The sequence below is a fragment of the Aquabacterium sp. CECT 9606 genome, from assembly GCF_918741295.1.
In the GTDB taxonomy this organism is placed as follows: Bacteria; Pseudomonadota; Gammaproteobacteria; order Burkholderiales; family Burkholderiaceae_C; genus Aquabacterium.
The window spans coordinates 102,196-118,772 of record NZ_CAKKNB010000004.1 but is presented as its reverse complement, the minus strand read 5'-3'; the positions used below and the strand labels follow the sequence as shown (position 1 = coordinate 118,772).

Here is a 16,577-nt window from a genome sequence, read left to right as displayed (position 1 = left end):
TTCGGATGACCTCGAAAGACACCACCCCACCCAGCTCGCCCAAGCGCCGCTGGCTACTCAAATCCGCCCTCGTCCTGGGCGCCGTTGGTGCTGCCCTGGGCGGCGCTGTGTTCTGGAACCGCGGCGTTTCCAATGGCACCCTGACCGACGCTGGCAAAGACGTGCTCAAAGGCATTGCCCGCGCGGTCCTGGCCGACATGCTGCCCACCGACCCTGCCGCCCGCGAAGCCAAGCTTGAAGGCCAAATGGTCCGGCTGAACCAGGTCATCCAGACCATGCCCGCCAGCTCACAAGGTGAACTGGCGGCCTTGCTCGGCCTGCTCGTCAATGCGCCCACCCGTCTGATGGTGACAGGCTTGAGCAGTTCCTGGGCCAAGGCCAGTACCGAGGAAATCTCGGAAGCCCTGGAAAGCATGCGGATCCACAAGCTGCCCACCACGATGCTGAGCTACCACGCCGTGCGTGACCTCACCTGCATCGCCTTTTTCACGAACCCCGACAACTGGGCACTGACCGGCTACCCCGGCCCTCTAGAGATATGAGCAAATTGCCTGACCCTTTCCGCGCCGGCATCGAGCGCGGCTGGAAGACCACCGATGGCGCTTTGGGCCTGCCTGAAAAAATCAACTGTGACGTCGTCATTGTGGGCACTGGCGCTGGCGCCGGCATCACCGCCGAGCTGCTGACCAAGGCTGGCCTGGACGTCGTGCTGATCGAAGAAGGCCCGCTCAAGACCAGCTCCGACTTCAACCAGAAAGAGTCCGAGGCTTACGCCGACCTCTACCAGGAAGGCGGCACCCGCGCCACGCTGGACAAGGGGCTGACCTTGCTGCAAGGCCGTTGCGTTGGCGGCACCACCGTCGTCAACTGGACCAGCTCTTTCCGCACTCCGCCCACCACCCTCAAGTACTGGCAGGAACACTTCGGCCTGAAGGACTTCAACGTCGATGCCCTGGCGCCCTGGTTCACGCAGGCCGAACAGAGGCTGAACATGACCGCCTGGGAAGCCGCGCCCAACGCCAACAACGAGATCCTGCGCACCGGCGCCACCAAGCTGGGGATTCCCGCGCACGTCATCCCCCGCAACGTCAAGGGATGCTGGAACCTGGGCTCCTGTGGCATGGGCTGCCCCACCAACGCCAAGCAATCCATGCTGGTGACCACCATCCCGAGCGCGCTTGAAGCGGGCGCACGCCTGTTCCACCAAACGCGCGCCGAGAAGTTCGAGATCGACAATGGCGAGGTCAAATCCCTGCAGTGCGTCGGCGTGACCATCAATGGTAATCGCGTCAATGACAAGGTCATGCACATCACCGCCAAGCACTACGTGGTGTCGGGCGGCGCCATCAACTCACCGGCCCTGCTCAAGCGATCCAAGGCCCCCGACCCCCACGGCTTGCTGGGCAAGCGCACCTTCGTGCACCCGGTGGCGTTTTCATCGGCGGTGTTCGATCAGAAGATCGAAGGTTGGGCGGGTGCACCCCAGTCCATCTACTCCGACCATTTCCTGTACACGCAGGCCATCGACGGCCCGATCGGCTACAAGCTCGAAGCCACGCCCATGCACCCCGGGCTGACCTCCAAGCTGTTGGGCGGCATTGGTGCCACCTTGGCCGAGCGCTTCAAGCACTACCCCAACACCCAGATGATGCTGGCCCTGGTCCGCGACGGCTTCCACGCCGACGCCTCCGGCGGCGAAGTATTCTTGAAGCTTGACGGCTCACCGGTTCTGCACTATCCATTGACTGACTACGTGCTCGATGGCTTCCGGCGTGCCTTCCTGTCCATGGCGGAAATCCAGTTTGCGGCCGGTGCCAAAACGGTCTTGCCCATGCACGAGCAAGCCACCGCTTACGCCAGCTGGGCCGAGGCAAAGGCCGGGATCGAAAAATTGGACATGAAGTCGCAGCTGACCGGCGCGGGCAGTGCCCACATCATGGGTGGGTGCCGCATGGGCGGCACAGAACAGCAAGGCGTGGTCAAGCCAGATGGCGTGCATTGGCAGATCAAGAACCTGTCGGTGCACGACGGCTCGGTTTTTCCGACCAGCATCGGCGCCAATCCCCAACTGTCGATCTACGGCATCGTGAACCGCATGGCCACTCAATTGGCCAAGCGGCTCAGCGGCAAGGATGTCACGCTCGTGTGATCAGGCGGCTTCCAGCGTGCTGGGCTCAACGACCGCCTTCAAGGCGGTCGTTTTATGGGTGCGCACCGTTTCCTGGCCCAACCGGTAAGCCACCCAGCCCACGCACGCAGCCAGCGCCAGATGGCGCACAGAATGGCCGCCAATGGCGTGGTGCGTCAGGTCGAACACAGCGCCATCGGTCCAGTCGACCGTTTGCGCCACCACGAAGCTGATCTGCGAACGCATCCAATCCTGTCTTGACAGCAAATGTCCGCTGAGTGTCCAGGCACCGGTGGCCACCAACAACACTGGCAGCATTTCCAGCCAGATCAGGGGGCGCAGATCGCCCACACCATCGTGGTGAAGGCTGTACAGCCACCAGATGCCGCCCAACAAGGAAGCGATCAGGGCGGTGGCGATGGCCGGGGACTCGCCGCAGCGGCGGTCAATGCGTTCGGCCAGGAAGGCAAATGCAAACAGGGAACAGGCGGCCGACTTGGGCACCTGATCCCAGATGAAGGCTGAATCGCTGGGCGCCAGGTGGTAGAACATGCCGCCCAGGGTGGCCAGCATCTGGCACAAGAAGAACCAGCCCCAGATCCAGCGAAGGGGCTCGTACGATGGCAAACGGCTGACACGCCAGATGCCCCAAAGTCCGATCGGAATCAGCGGCACATGGCTCAGGACATTGATGCCATTGGGCACGCCCATCCAGGTGCCTTCATCCACAAAGTGGTGCATGTGCGGCACCAAACCCACCGGCCCCCACGCCACCAGGCCCACCATGGCAGCCAAGGCCATGGCCACCATCAAAGCAACGGTGGCACGCCGGGACAAGGTGGAGGAAACGGGGTCGACGTGAACGTGATCCATGGGAACCACTCCATTCAATGACACTCCCTGTGCCGGGCAGTTTGAGGCGTTTCACCCAATGAGGCAATCACACTGATGGGCTCCCCTGATGGGGTGTATTGTGAATCGCCCCAGCATGAAAAAACCCCGCCGGAGCGGGGTTTTCAGCATGACAACCAGTGTCAGGACCAGACCAATTACTTGGTGCGGGTGCCCACAACTTCGATTTCAACGCGGCGGTTCTTAGCGCGCCCAGCATCGGTCTTGTTGTCGGCCACAGGCTGGGCTTCGCCCTTGCCTTCGGTGTAGACGCGGCTGGCTTCAAAGCCCTTGGTCGTCAGGTATGCCTTGACGGCATCAGCGCGGCGAACCGACAGCTTCTGGTTGTAAGCGTCGCTGCCCTTGGAGTCGGTGTGACCCACGGCAATGATGACTTCCAGGTTCAGACCCTTGACCTTTTCGGTCAGGTCGTCCAGCTTGGCCTTGCCTTCGGGCTTGAGCACAGCCTTGTCGAAGTCGAAGAAGGCATCAGCAGCAAAGCTGACCTTTTCGGTCTGAGGAGCGGGCACGGGCACAACAGCCGGTGCGGGCGCTGCCGCAGGTGCGGGAGCAGGAGCAGCCACGGGAGCGGCAGGAGGAGGAGGCACGCCGTCGCAACCTTGGATGCCGGTTTCAGGCGTCCAGAAGTTGTCGCGCCAGCACAGTTCGTTGGTGCCGTTCTTGACGGGCTTGCCGTCGGACGAAACCCAGTTGTTGACATTTTGAGCAGAGGCGCCCATTGAGGCCGACATGGCGACCACGGCAAACAGAGCCGCAACGTTATTGAGTTTGTTCATGCAGATCCTCAAAAAATAGACGCAGCGCAACGCCGCGGAAGGCCCACTTGGGCAGAAATAACTGAACTCTTACCAGGGCCTTGGTGGTCAATGACTTGACAAATAACCAAGGGATGTCCCTAGGGTGAGAAAACGCTTTCGATTGTGCCATAGCCAATATTTCGCTCAAGACATCCGCTCAAAGACATCAAAAGACGTTGCGAGATGTTGCTCGGGGACGACAAGAGCGGCCAATTACAATCCCGAAGTTCCCCTCCGCCTGGATAAACGCCTCGCATGACCCAATTCGCCAAGGAAACCCTGCCCATCAGCCTCGAAGAGGAGATGCGGCGTTCGTACCTCGATTACGCGATGAGCGTGATCGTGGGCCGCGCCCTGCCCGACGCGCGAGATGGATTGAAACCCGTGCACCGTCGCGTGTTGTTCGCGATGCACGAGCTCAACAACGACTGGAACCGACCTTACAAAAAGTCGGCCCGCATCGTTGGTGACGTGATCGGCAAGTACCACCCGCACGGCGACTCGGCGGTGTACGACACCATCGTGCGCATGGCGCAAGACTTCTCGCTGCGCCACATGCTGGTCGATGGCCAGGGCAACTTCGGCTCGGTCGACGGCGACAACGCCGCCGCCATGCGGTACACCGAAATCCGCCTGGCCAAGATCGCGCACGAACTGCTGGCCGACCTGGACAAGGAAACGGTCGACTTCGGGCCCAACTACGACGGCTCGGAAAAAGAACCGCTGGTGATGCCCACCCGCGTGCCCAACCTGCTGGTCAACGGCTCGTCGGGCATCGCCGTGGGCATGGCCACCAACATCCCGCCGCACAACCTCAACGAGGTCGTGGACGCCTGCCTTCACTTGCTGAAGAACCCGTCCGCCACCATCGACGAGTTGATGGAGATCATCCCGGCGCCCGACTTCCCGACCGCCGGCATCATCTATGGCCTCTCCGGCGTGCGCGATGGTTACCGCACCGGCCGTGGCCGCGTGGTGATGCGCGCCAAGGTCCACTTCGAAGACATCGACAAGGGCAACCGCCAGTCGATCATCGTTGACGAGATCCCTTACCAGGTCAACAAGAAGAGCCTGCTGGAACGCATCGCCGAGCTGGTCAACGAGAAGAAGATCGAAGGCATCAGCCACATCCAGGACGAGTCCGACAAATCGGGCATGCGGGTGGTGATCGACCTGAAGCGCGGCGAAGTGCCTGAAGTGGTGCTGAACAACCTGTACAAGCAGACACAGCTGCAGGACACCTTCGGCATCAACATGGTCGCCCTGATCGATGGGCAACCCAAGCTGTGCAACCTCAAGGACCTGCTGGCGATCTTCCTGGAGCACCGCCGCGAAGTCGTCACACGCCGCACGGTGTTCGAGCTGCGCAAAGCGCGCGAACGCGGCCACGTGCTCGAAGGCCTGGCCGTGGCGCTGGCCAACATCGACGAATTCATCGAAACCATCAAGACCTCGCCGACGCCCCCCGTGGCCAAGGCCGCCCTGATGAGCAAGAGCTGGGATTCATCGATGGTGCGCGAGATGCTGGCGCGCGCCGAAGGCGATCCGGCGGCTTACCGCCCAGAAGGTCTGCTGGCCCAGTACGGTATGCAGCCTGATGGCCTGTACCGCCTGTCCGACGACCAGGCTGGCGAAATTTTGCAGATGCGCCTGCAACGCCTGACCGGCCTGGAGCAAGACAAGATCATCGGCGAGTACAAAGAGGTCATGGCGCAAATTGCCGACCTGCTGGACATCCTCGCCAAGCCCGAGCGTGTGACCTTCATCATCTCGGAAGAGCTGACCGTGGTGCGCCAAGAGTTTGGTCAGACCAAGATTGGCGCGCGCCGCAGCGTGATCGAGCACAACGCCCAAGAGCTGGGCACCGAAGACCTGATCACGCCCACCGACATGGTGGTGACGCTCTCGCACACCGGCTACATCAAGAGCCAGCCGCTGGCCGAGTACCGTGCGCAGAAGCGCGGCGGGCGCGGCAAGCAGGCCACGGCCACGAAGGAAGACGACTGGATCGACCAACTCTTCATCGCCAACACGCACGACTACATGCTGTGCTTCAGCAACCGTGGGCGTGTTTACTGGCTGAAGGTCTGGGAAGTGCCGAGCGGTTCGCGCAACTCGCGCGGCCGCCCCATCGTCAACATGTTCCCCCTGCAACCTGAAGAGAAGATCAACGTGGTGTTGCCGCTGACCGGCGAGTTCCGCAGCTTCCCTGAAGACCACTTCGTGTTCATGTCGACCAAGCTGGGCACGGTCAAAAAGACAGCGCTGACCGAGTTCAGCAACCCGCGCAAGGCCGGCATCATTTCTGTTGATCTGGACGAAGGCGATATCCTGGTGGGCGCTGCCCTGACCGACGGCAAACACGACGTGATGCTGTTCAGCGATGGCGGCAAGGCTGTGCGCTTCGACGAAGACGATGTGCGCCCGATGGGCCGCAATGCCCGCGGCGTGCGCGGCATGATGCTCGAAGAAGGCCAGAGCGTGATTGCCATGCTGGTGGCAGAGGACGAGACGCAAAGCGTATTGACCGCGTCCGAGAACGGTTATGGCAAACGCACTAGCATCGTCGAATACACCCGCCATGGTCGCGGCACGAAGGGCATGATCGCCATCCAGCAGACCGAGCGCAATGGCAAGGTGGTCGCGGCCACGCTGGTGCGCCCGGAAGACGAGATCATGCTGATCACGGACAAGGGTGTTCTGGTGCGCACCCGCGTGTCGGAAATCCGCGAACTGGGCCGCGCCACACAAGGCGTGACCCTGATCGCACTGGACGAAGGCGCCAAGCTGATCGGCTTGCAACGCATTGTCGAGAATGACGCCCAGGCCGAAGTGGTCGAAGGCGGTGAAGATGAAACTCCGGACACCGCCGCCCCCGAAGGCGACGGGTCTGCCCAATGATCCCGCAGCTTGACTGCACCGACATCAAAGGTACAACGATGAAATTCACCCAACTGGCTCTGGCGACCGCACTGACAGGCTCTTTGCTGGCCATGCCGCTGTCGGCTTCTGCGCAAAGCAAGAAGGAACTGGTTCAAAAGCTGATGGTCACGCAACAGCCTTTGATCGACAACGCCGCGCAAAACCTGGCAGAACAACCAGCCCGCCAACTGGTCGGTGGTGCCAAGCAGGTCTTGTCGCAAGCCGTTCCGCCTGAAAAGCGCGAAGCCACGGCCAAGCAAGTCGATGCCGAAATCAAGAAGTACCTGGACGGCGCCGTGCCGCTGTTCAAGGCCAGCGCCAACAAGCTGAGCGCCGCCTCCGTGGCCCCGGCCCTGGAAGAGAAGTTCAGCGAAGACGAGCTGAAGCAACTTATCACCATCCTGGATTCGGCCGTGCTGAAGAAGTACCAGGCCGCCCTGCCCGACCTGATCGGCAGCAGCTTCCTGGAAAAAGTGGTGCTTGACGTTCGACCACAGCTGGATCCCAAGCTGCAAACCGTGCAGAACAACCTGCGCGCCATCCTGGACACGGCGTCGGGTGGCAAGCTCAGTGGTCAGGCTCCAGCGCCCGCACCGGCGCCAGCCAAGGCCGCCAAGCCTGCTCCCAAGCCAGCCGCCAGCAAGTAAGTGAGAAGGACGCCGCCCAGGCGTTGACCGAGATGACCCGACCTTTCAATTTTTCCGCCGGTCCGGCGGCGCTGCCTGAAGAAGTGTTGCAACAGGCCGCGAGCGAGATGCTGGACTGGCATGGGTCGGGCATGAGCGTGATGGAGATGAGCCACCGCGGCAAAGAGTTCATCTCCATTGCCCAGCAGGCCGAAAGCGACTTGCGCGAGATCCTGGCCATCCCTGCTCACTACAAAGTGCTGTTCATGCAGGGTGGCGCCATCGCCGAGAACGCCATCGTGCCGATGAACCTGTCATCGCGCGGCGGGCACATGGACTATGTGGTGACCGGTTCGTGGTCGCTCAAGTCGCAAAAGGAGGCCCGCAAGTATGGCCAGGTGAACGTGATCGCCAGCAACGAAGCGGACGGCCACACCACCGTGCCCGATCCCGCCACGTGGACGTTCAGCCGCAACGCCGCTTACGTGCACGTGTGCAGCAACGAAACCATCAACGGCATCGAACTGCACGAGCTGCCTGATTTGAAAGCGTTGGGCTGCGATGCACCGCTGGTGATCGACTGCTCATCGCACATCGCTTCGCGCCCGATTGACTGGTCTCGCGTGGGCCTGGCTTACGCCGGGGCGCAAAAGAACATCGGCCCTGCCGGCCTGACCCTGGTCATCGTTCGTGAAGACCTGCTGGGCCACGCCCTGCCGATCACCCCCTCGGCCTTTGACTACAAGATCGTGGCCGACCACGAGTCGATGTACAACACCCCGCCCACCTACGCCATCTACCTGGCTGGGCTGGTGTTCCAGTGGATCAAGCGCCAGCGTGAAGCCACCACGCAGGGTGAGCTGCAAGGCCTGGCCGCCATTGAGGCGCGCAACATCGCCAAGGCCGATCGACTGTATGGCTACCTGGATGCCTCGGGTTTTTACAGCACGCACGTGGCGGCCAATGCGCGGTCGCGCATGAACGCCCCGTTTTTCCTGCCTGCCGATGCGCTGTACGAACCCTTCCTGGTTGGCGCCAAGGCCCAGGGCTTGCTGCAACTGAAAGGCCACAAGAGCGTTGGCGGCCTGCGCGCTTCGATCTACAACGCCCTGCCTTTGGCAGGTGTCGATGCCTTGGTGGCTTACCTGAAAGAGTTCGCGCAGCGCCATGGCTGATCACCCAAGCCCCGATCAACGCCCCGTCGAAGAGCAATTGGGCGAGTTGCGCACGCGCATCGACGCGGTCGATCAGCAGTTGCTGCAGTTGCTGAATCAGCGCGCGCAATTGGCCCAGGCCGTGGGCGAGGTCAAGAAGATCGACAGCTCGCCCGTGTTCCGCCCGGACCGCGAAGCCCAGGTCATCGACAAACTCAAGAACCTGAACCCCGGGCCCATCCAGGCCGACAGCATCGCCCCCATCTGGCGCGAGATCATGTCGGCCTGCCGCTCACTGGAAGCCAAGTTGAAAGTGGCCTTCCTGGGCCCCATCGGCACCTTCAGCGAACAGGCGGCCCTGGACTACTTCGGTTCGTCCATCGATGCGCTGCCCTGCCCCTCCATTGATGAAGTGTTCCGCGCCACCGTGGCCGGGTCAGCTGACTTTGGCGTGGTGCCGGTTGAGAATTCCACCGAAGGTGTGGTGGCCCGCTCGCTGGACCTGTTGCTGCAATCACCAGTGACCATCATTGGCGAGACCAGTCTGCTGGTCAGCCACAACCTGCTGCGCAAAGAGCCTTTGCGCGCGGGCATCAAGGTGGTTTGCGCCCACCCACAGGCCTTGGCCCAATGCCAAGGCTGGCTCAGCCAGAACCTGCCGGATGCCGAGCGCCGCCCGGTGTCCAGCAACGCCGAAGGCGCGCGCCTGGCCGGTAAAGACGCCAGCATTGCCGCGCTGGCCAGCACGCGCGCCGCCTCGCGCTATGGCCTGCATGTGCTGCAAGCCGGTGTGCAAGACGACGCCCACAACCGCACCCGCTTCGTCATCATCTCGCAGCCCGAAGCGCTGCCCGCCAGCGCTCCCACGGGCCATGACTGCACCAGCCTGATCGTGTCGGTGGACAACCGCCCGGGCGCCGTGCATGACATGCTGGTGCCTCTGAAGCACCACGGCGTGTCGATGACCCGCTTCGAATCCCGCCCGGCCCGCTCCGGGCAATGGGAGTATGTTTTCTACATGGACTTGGCTGGCCACCCGGCCCAAGACAATGTCGCTGCGGCGATGAGCGAGTTGCGTGCGCAATGCTCGTTCTTCAAGGTGCTGGGCACCTACCCGCTCGACGTGCACTGAGACCATTGACGATGTTCAATCAACTGGGACTGATCGGATGCGGCCTGATGGGCGGTTCGTTCGCGCTCGCCTTGAAAAAGGCAGGCCTGGTCAAACGCGTGGTGGGCTACAGCAAATCGCCCTCCACGGTGGAGAAGGCCCGTCGCCTGGGTGTGATCGATGTCGCGGCCGAATCGGCCCTGCTGGCTGTGGCCGGCTCCGACATCGTGCTGATCGCCGTGCCCGTGGCGGCCAGCGAGAGCACCTTCAAGGCCATCCGCCACCTGGTCGATCCGGGCGTGCTGTTCATGGACGTGGGCAGCACCAAGCGCGATGTGGTCGACGCGGCCCGCCGTGTGCTGAAGGAACGCCTGCCCTCGTTCGTGCCCGCACACCCCATCGCCGGCCGCGAAGTGGCCGGGATCGAACACTCCGATGCGGCGCTGTACCAGGGCCGCAAGGTCATCCTGACACCCCTGCAGCAGACCGACCCCGTCCTGCTGCAAAAGGCCACCGACGTGTGGTCGGCCATTGGCTGCCAGGTGCTCAAGATGACGCCCGAGAACCATGACGCCGCGTTTGCCGCCGTCAGCCACCTGCCGCACCTGCTGGCCTTCGCCTACCTGAACGCCATGGCCGAGCAACCCTCGGGCCGCGAGTTCCTGTCACTGGCCGGACCAGGCTTTCGCGACTTCACCCGCATCGCGGCCAGCGATCCCACCATCTGGCGCGACATCCTGCTGTCCAACCGCGAAGAGGTCCTGCGGCAATCGATGGCGTTCCGGGCCGCACTGGATGCGATGGAACACGAGATGCGCAACTGGAACGGCTCCGCACTGGAAAGCCAGATCCAATCGGCCTCCGACGCCCGCAGTCAGTGGACCTTGCAAAGCGCGCCCGGCCGAAGCGGCCCGCAGACGCAGCGTTGATTGAGCGCTCGCTGACTTTTCCCCTTCCATGTACACGACCGAATTCCTCGACCTTCCCCCTTTGCTGGGCATCAGCGGCGCCGTGCGCCTGCCGGGCTCCAAGAGCATTTCCAACCGCGTCTTGTTGCTGTCGGGCCTGAGCGAAGGCACCACCGTCGTCCACGACCTCCTGGCCTCGGACGACACCCGCGTCATGCTGGACGCATTGCGCGTGTTGGGCTGCGATGTCGAGCAGTCAGGCGACACGGTGCGCATCACTGGCGTGGCCGGACGACTGCCAGTGCTGAACGCTGACCTGTTCATGGGCAACGCCGGTACCGCCATCCGTCCGCTCACCGCGGTCCTGGCCCTGCTGTCGGCCAGCCATGGCGGCATCTACACGCTCAGCGGCGTGCCCCGCATGCACGAGCGCCCCATTGGCGACCTCGTGAATGCGCTGCGGCCCTTGGGATGCCAGATCGAATGCCTGGGCCAGGAAGGCTACCCACCCCTGCGCGTGGCGGGCGGCCGTTTGAACCTGGGCCAGGCCATCCGTGTGCGGGGCGATGTGTCGAGCCAGTTCCTCACAGCCCTCCTGTTGGCACTGCCGCTGGTGTCGCAACAGCAAGCCCTGACCGTCGAGGTCGAGGGCGAACTCATTTCCAAACCCTACATCGAGATCACGCTGAACCTGCTGGCGCGTTTCGGCATCCAGATTCAGCGACAAGGCTGGGAACGTTTCACGATCCCGCAAGGCAGCCGCTACCAGTCGCCCGGTGAGATCCATGTCGAGGCCGATGCTTCGTCGGCTTCTTACTTCATCGCAGCCGGGGCGCTGGCGGCGATCGAAGAGCCCTTGCGCATCGACGGCGTTGGCGCGGACTCCATCCAGGGTGACATCCGCTTTGTCGAAGCCGCACAGGCCATGGGCGCCCAGATCACCAGCGGCCCCAACTGGCTGGAAGTGAGCCGGGGTGCCTGGCCACTCAAAGCCATCGACCTGGACTGTAACCACATCCCCGACGCGGCGATGACCCTGGCCGTGATGGCCCTGTACGCCCACGGCACAACCCGCCTGCGCAACATCGCCAGCTGGCGCGTCAAGGAAACCGACCGCATCGCCGCCATGGCCACCGAGCTGCGCAAGCTGGGCGCCACCGTGGTCGAGGGCGAAGACTTCATCGAAGTGACGCCCCCGGCCATCTGGCAGCACGCCAGCATCCACACCTACGACGACCACCGCATGGCGATGTGCTTCTCGCTGGCGGCGCTCAACCCATTGGCCCCCACTGCCACGCCAGGCCGACCGATTGCCGTGCGCATCGAAGACCCGCGCTGCGTGGGCAAGACCTTCCCGGATTATTTCGAGACGCTGTTCCAGGTGGCGGACACGCACCCCGCCTTGATCCCTGTCATCACTGTCGATGGCCCCTCGGCCTCCGGCAAAGGCACGCTGGCCAGCAACCTGGCCACCCGCCTTGGCTACCAGTTCCTGGATTCCGGATCGCTCTACCGCATCACCGGCTTGGTGGTCGTTGAAAAGGGGATCGACCCGGACGACCACGAGGCCGTTACCAAGATCGCCCGCCAGATCGGCACCCACTTGCCCCTGCATTTCGAGGAGCATCAGGTGTGGCTGAATGGCAAGGAAGTGAGTGAGGACTTACGCCAGGAGGCCGCTGGGCAAATGGCTTCGCGCATCTCAGCCATCCCAGGTGTGCGTCAGGCGCTGGTTGACCTGCAGCTCAGTTTCAGGGGTCTGCCCGGCTTGGTGGCCGATGGCCGCGACATGGGCACCGTGATCTTTCCCGATGCAGCGCTCAAGGTATTTTTGACGGCCAGCGTCAAAGAACGTGCCGAGCGCCGGTATAACCAATTGATTTCAAAGGGGTTTTCTGCTAACCTTGATGAGATATGCGCGGACTTGGAAGCGCGCGACTTGCGGGATCGCACCCGCGCCGTGTCGCCTCTTGTCCCTGCACCAGATGCCCGAAAACTCGACAATTCCACACTGACCAGCGACCAATCGGCCGAGACAGTGTTGAAGTGGTGGGTCGACGGGTGGCCTCATGTCAAAGCCAATGTGGTCAATGACGTGAAGCCAATTTAAGGCTGTGACACTCAGCCTTCACCGCCCGGTGAAGGTTTGGTTTTTGCCAGGGTTTGCCGCCGTTTTGTGCAGATCAGGGTGTCATGTTCTCAACCCAACCGTGCTTCGTCGTTCCTGTCGATGAAGCCGTCACCGCTGGCCCCAAGCCGGCACAGGAAATCCTCAATGTCTCAAGCACAAACCGCCGCCTATTCGGGCGCAGATTCTTTCGCCGCCATGTTCGAGGAGTCCCTGAAGGGCTCCAACATGCGCACGGGCGAAGTCATCACTGCTGAAGTGGTGCGCATCGAACACAGCTTCGTCGTGGTCAACGCAGGCCTGAAGTCAGAAGCCTACGTGCCAATCGAAGAGTTCAAGAACGACCAAGGCGAGCTCGAAGTCCAAGTGGGCGACTTCGTCTCCGTGGCCGTGGACGCCGTCGAAAACGGCTATGGCGACACCATCCTGTCGCGCGACAAGGCCAAGCGCCTGGCCTCGTGGATGTCGCTGGAAACCGCACTGGACTCCGGCGAATTCGTCATCGGCACCGTCAATGGCAAGGTCAAGGGCGGCCTGACCGTTCTGGTCAATGGCATCCGCGCCTTCCTGCCCGGCTCGCTGCTGGACACCCGCCCCGTCAAGGACATGAGTCCTTACGAAGGCAAGACCATGGAATTCAAGGTCATCAAGCTGGACCGCAAGCGCAACAACGTCGTGCTGTCGCGCCGTGCCGTGGTCGAAGCCTCGATGGGCGAAGAACGCGCCAAGCTGATGGAAACGCTGCGCGAAGGCGCGATCATCAATGGCGTGGTCAAGAACATCACCGAATACGGTGCGTTCGTGGACCTGGGCGGCATCGATGGCCTGCTGCACATCACCGACATGGCCTGGCGCCGTGTCCGTCACCCCTCCGAGGTCGTGACGGTGGGTCAGGAACTGACCGCCAAGGTCCTGAAGTTCGACGCCGAGAAGAACCGCGTCTCGCTGGGCCTGAAGCAAATGGGCGACGATCCTTGGGTCGGCGTTTCGCGTCGCTACCCCGCGTCGACCCGCCTGTTCGGCAAAGTCACCAACATCGCTGACTACGGCGCATTCGTCGAGATCGAACCCGGCATCGAAGGCCTGGTCCACGTGTCCGAAATGGACTGGACCAACAAGAACGTGGCCCCCAACAAGATCGTCAACATGGGCGACGAAGTGGAAGTCATGGTCCTGGAAATCGACGAAGACAAGCGTCGCATCTCCCTGGGCATGAAGCAGTGCAAGCCGAACCCATGGGACGACTTCGCCGTCAACTTCAAGCGCGGCGACAAGGTCAAGGGCCCCGTCAAGTCGATCACCGACTTCGGCGTGTTCGTTGGCTTGGCCGCTGGCATCGATGGCCTGGTGCACCTGTCCGACCTGTCTTGGGACGAGCCCGGCGAAGCCGCCGTGCGCAACTACAAGAAGGGCCAGGAAGTCGAAGCCATCGTGTTGGCCATCGACGTCGAGCGCGAGCGCATCTCCCTGGGCATCAAGCAGATGGATTCCGATCCGTTCACGAACTACACCTCGGTCAATGACCGTGGCATGACCGTGACCGGCAAGGTCAAGACCGTCGACGCCAAGGGCGCCGAGATCGAACTGACCGAAGGCGTCACCGGCTACCTGCGTGCTTCCGAAATCGCCCGCGAGCGTGTGGAAGATGCCCGCAACGTGCTGAAGGAAGGCGACGAAGTCACCGCCGTCATCATCAACGTCGACCGCAAGACCCGTTCCTTGCAACTGTCGGTCAAGGCCAAGGACAGCGCCGAGCAACAAGAAGCTCTGCAACGTCTGAACGTCGCCGATGCCAAGGAAGGCTCCGGCACCACCAGCCTGGGCGCTTTGCTCAAGGCCAAGTTGGACCAGAACAACGGTTGATCCCGTTTTTCTGAGACCATCCACCCCGCCGAGTCTTTTCTCGAAAAGGCCCCGGCGGGGGTTGTGATGAGCACACCCTGCTGTCATTTCCGACCCGCGTGTTTTCATCACAGCCCCCGATCTCTTGACGTGACACCCTCATGACCCGTTCCGATCTAGTGGCCCGCTTGGCCGAGCGCTTTGGCCAGCTGACTCAGCGCGACGCCGAGTTCGCCGTCAAGACCATCCTGGACGCGATGTCCGAGGCGCTGGCCCATGGCCACCGCATCGAGATCCGGGGCTTTGGCAGCTTCTCGATCAACCGCCGCCCACCCCGCATGGGCCGCAACCCCCGCTCGGGCGAGCAGGTGCTGATCCCTGAAAAACTGGTGCCTCACTTCAAGCCCGGCAAGGCCCTGCGCGAAGCAGTCGATGCTCGGGGCGAAGCGCCCATTGCAGACACCACCCAATCGGCCCTCGTTCGGAAAGCCTGAGGCAAACCCATGCGTTTATTGACTTGGTTGTTGCGTGGCGTGGTGTTCTTCGTCCTGTTTGCCTTTGCCCTGAACAACATGCACCCCGTGGAGTTGCAATGGTTCTGGGGCTACCGCTCACAAGCCCCGATGGTCTTCATCGTGCTGGCGGTGTTTGGCCTGGGGTGCGCCGTGGGCGTGCTGGCCATGGTGCCCAGTTGGTGGCGGCATCGCCGCGACGCCCGCCAGCGCCTACACTTGCTGCCCGAGAAAACCGTGGTTCAGGCACCGGTGGCCACACATGCCCACAGCCGTTCTGGCGGCCACTCCACTTTGCCGGCCGAGTTGCCCCACCCACCCGACATGCCTGCCCCCCGCAAGCCCGGCAAGTGACCCCCCAGAGCCGCACGCACCCTCATGGAATTTGACCTGCAATGGCTGCTGCTGGCCCTGCCTGGCGTTTTTTTGCTGGGCTGGGTGGCCTCGCGGCTGGACCTGCGCCAGCTCAAGCGCGAAGACAGCGCCTCGCCCCAAGCCTATTTCAAGGGTCTGAACCTCTTGCTCAACGAGCAGCAGGACAAGGCCATCGATGCGTTCATCGAAGCAGTTCAGCAAGATCCGAACACGTCCGATCTGCACTTCGCGCTGGGCAACCTGTTCCGACGCCGTGGCGAATACGAGCGCGCCATCCGCGTTCACGAGCACCTGCTGGCACGCGGTGATCTGCGACGCGATGACCGCGAGCGCGCCCAACATGCCCTGGCCCAGGACTTCCTGAAAGCCGGCTTGTTTGACCGCGCCGAGGCCGCTTTCAAGGCGCTGGAAGGCACTGCCTTCAGCACCGACTCCCGGCTGGCCTTGCTGACCTTGCACGAGCGTTCACGCAATTGGCACCCGGCCATCGAGGTGGCCCGCCAGTTGGAGGCCGCCGGCACGGGTTCATTCGCCCAGCGCATGGCCCACCATTGGTGCGAAGTGGCACATGAAGCCGACGCCCGGGGCCGCCATGATGAAGCCGAACAAGCCCTGGTACGCGCCCGGGAAGCCGCGCCCCAAGCAGCGCGCCCGCTGGTCATGCAAGGGCACCGCTTGGTGCGCCAGGGACAACATGCCGCCGCCTTGAAGGTGTGGGATGAATTGATGGCGCTGCAACCGCAAGCGTTCTCATTGGTGGCACAAGACTACGCGACGAGCGCGCAAGCCAGTGATGGCGTGCCCGAAGCACTGGCCAGGCTGGAGTCCTTGTACAAGCAGGCTCCCTCGGTGGACCTGCTGTCGGCGCTCAATCGTTTACAAGATGAGCCGGCCCGGCGCCGCCAGCGCCTGATCAACCACCTGAGCAATCAGCCTTCGCTGTCGGCCGCGCAAGGCGTGATCCGAGAAAGCCTGAGCACGGGCGTGCCCTTGACCGTGCCTGAGATTGAACGCCTGCAGGATGCCTTGGCCACGGCCGCCAAGCCCTTGCAACGTTATCGCTGTGCGGCTTGCGGTTTTGAAAGCCAGCACTACTTCTGGCAATGCCCCGGCTGCCACGGCTGGGACACCTACCCACCTCGTCGCCTGGAAGACCAGTGAG

14 protein-coding genes are annotated in these 16,577 nt (G+C 62.7%); 12 read left to right on the top strand and 2 right to left on the bottom strand.

Annotation, left to right across the window (positions count from 1 at the left end; all coding sequences use genetic code 11):
* Window positions 1-5: 5 nt before the first annotated feature.
* Entirely contained in the window at window positions 6-542 is a 537-nt protein-coding gene (locus tag LQ232_RS17790; protein ID WP_230181737.1) for a hypothetical protein, read from the top strand.
* Window positions 539-2,149, top strand: a complete 1,611-nt coding sequence (locus LQ232_RS17785; protein WP_230181736.1) for a GMC family oxidoreductase — start codon at window positions 539-541, stop codon at window positions 2,147-2,149. Before LQ232_RS17790 ends, LQ232_RS17785 begins: the two co-directional genes overlap by 4 nt.
* On the opposite strand, the gene LQ232_RS17780 is transcribed toward LQ232_RS17785, so the two are convergent.
* A complete protein-coding gene (locus tag LQ232_RS17780; protein WP_230181735.1) occupies window positions 2,150-3,001 on the bottom strand; it encodes a hypothetical protein in 852 nt (283 codons plus the stop codon).
* Between the two features lie 176 nt (window positions 3,002-3,177).
* Window positions 3,178-3,816, bottom strand: coding sequence for an outer membrane protein OmpA (gene ompA, locus LQ232_RS17775; protein ID WP_230181734.1), 639 nt, complete (start codon window positions 3,814-3,816; stop codon window positions 3,178-3,180).
* 276 nt (window positions 3,817-4,092) lie between these two features.
* On the opposite strand from ompA, the gene gyrA reads away from it, so the two are divergent.
* From gyrA to lapB, 10 genes are all read left to right on the top strand, one after another.
* Window positions 4,093-6,738 (top strand): DNA gyrase subunit A, encoded by a 2,646-nt coding sequence (gene gyrA, locus LQ232_RS17770; protein ID WP_230181733.1) that lies wholly within the window; start codon window positions 4,093-4,095, stop codon window positions 6,736-6,738.
* A gap of 38 nt (window positions 6,739-6,776) precedes the next feature.
* The gene (locus tag LQ232_RS17765; protein ID WP_230181732.1) at window positions 6,777-7,406 is read left to right on the top strand and encodes a hypothetical protein; all 630 of its coding nucleotides are present in this window, start codon (window positions 6,777-6,779) and stop codon (window positions 7,404-7,406) included.
* A 32-nt stretch (window positions 7,407-7,438) separates the two neighbouring features.
* Entirely contained in the window at window positions 7,439-8,560 is a 1,122-nt protein-coding gene (gene serC / locus LQ232_RS17760; protein ID WP_230181731.1) for a 3-phosphoserine/phosphohydroxythreonine transaminase, read from the top strand.
* Complete coding sequence (pheA, locus tag LQ232_RS17755; protein WP_230181730.1) at window positions 8,553-9,671, top strand: prephenate dehydratase; 1,119 nt, start codon at window positions 8,553-8,555, stop codon at window positions 9,669-9,671. Before serC ends, pheA begins: the two co-directional genes overlap by 8 nt.
* Before the next feature lie 11 nt (window positions 9,672-9,682).
* Window positions 9,683-10,579 (top strand): prephenate dehydrogenase/arogenate dehydrogenase family protein, encoded by an 897-nt coding sequence (locus LQ232_RS17750; RefSeq protein ID WP_230181729.1) that lies wholly within the window; start codon window positions 9,683-9,685, stop codon window positions 10,577-10,579.
* A 28-nt stretch (window positions 10,580-10,607) separates the two neighbouring features.
* Window positions 10,608-12,668, top strand: a complete 2,061-nt coding sequence (locus tag LQ232_RS17745) for a bifunctional 3-phosphoshikimate 1-carboxyvinyltransferase/cytidylate kinase (protein ID WP_230181728.1) — start codon at window positions 10,608-10,610, stop codon at window positions 12,666-12,668.
* A gap of 165 nt (window positions 12,669-12,833) precedes the next feature.
* Window positions 12,834-14,549 carry a 30S ribosomal protein S1 gene (gene rpsA / locus LQ232_RS17740; RefSeq protein ID WP_230181727.1) on the top strand — a complete coding sequence of 572 codons (1,716 nt, stop codon included), beginning with the start codon at window positions 12,834-12,836 and terminating at the stop codon, window positions 14,547-14,549.
* Between the two features lie 140 nt (window positions 14,550-14,689).
* Complete coding sequence (locus tag LQ232_RS17735) at window positions 14,690-15,022, top strand: integration host factor subunit beta (RefSeq protein WP_230181726.1); 333 nt, start codon at window positions 14,690-14,692, stop codon at window positions 15,020-15,022.
* A 9-nt stretch (window positions 15,023-15,031) separates the two neighbouring features.
* Window positions 15,032-15,394: a lipopolysaccharide assembly LapA domain-containing protein gene (locus LQ232_RS17730; RefSeq protein WP_230181725.1), complete on the top strand. Its 363-nt coding sequence runs from the start codon at window positions 15,032-15,034 to the stop codon at window positions 15,392-15,394.
* Between the two features lie 24 nt (window positions 15,395-15,418).
* Complete coding sequence (lapB, locus tag LQ232_RS17725; protein WP_230181724.1) at window positions 15,419-16,576, top strand: lipopolysaccharide assembly protein LapB; 1,158 nt, start codon at window positions 15,419-15,421, stop codon at window positions 16,574-16,576.
* Window position 16,577 lies beyond the last annotated feature (1 nt).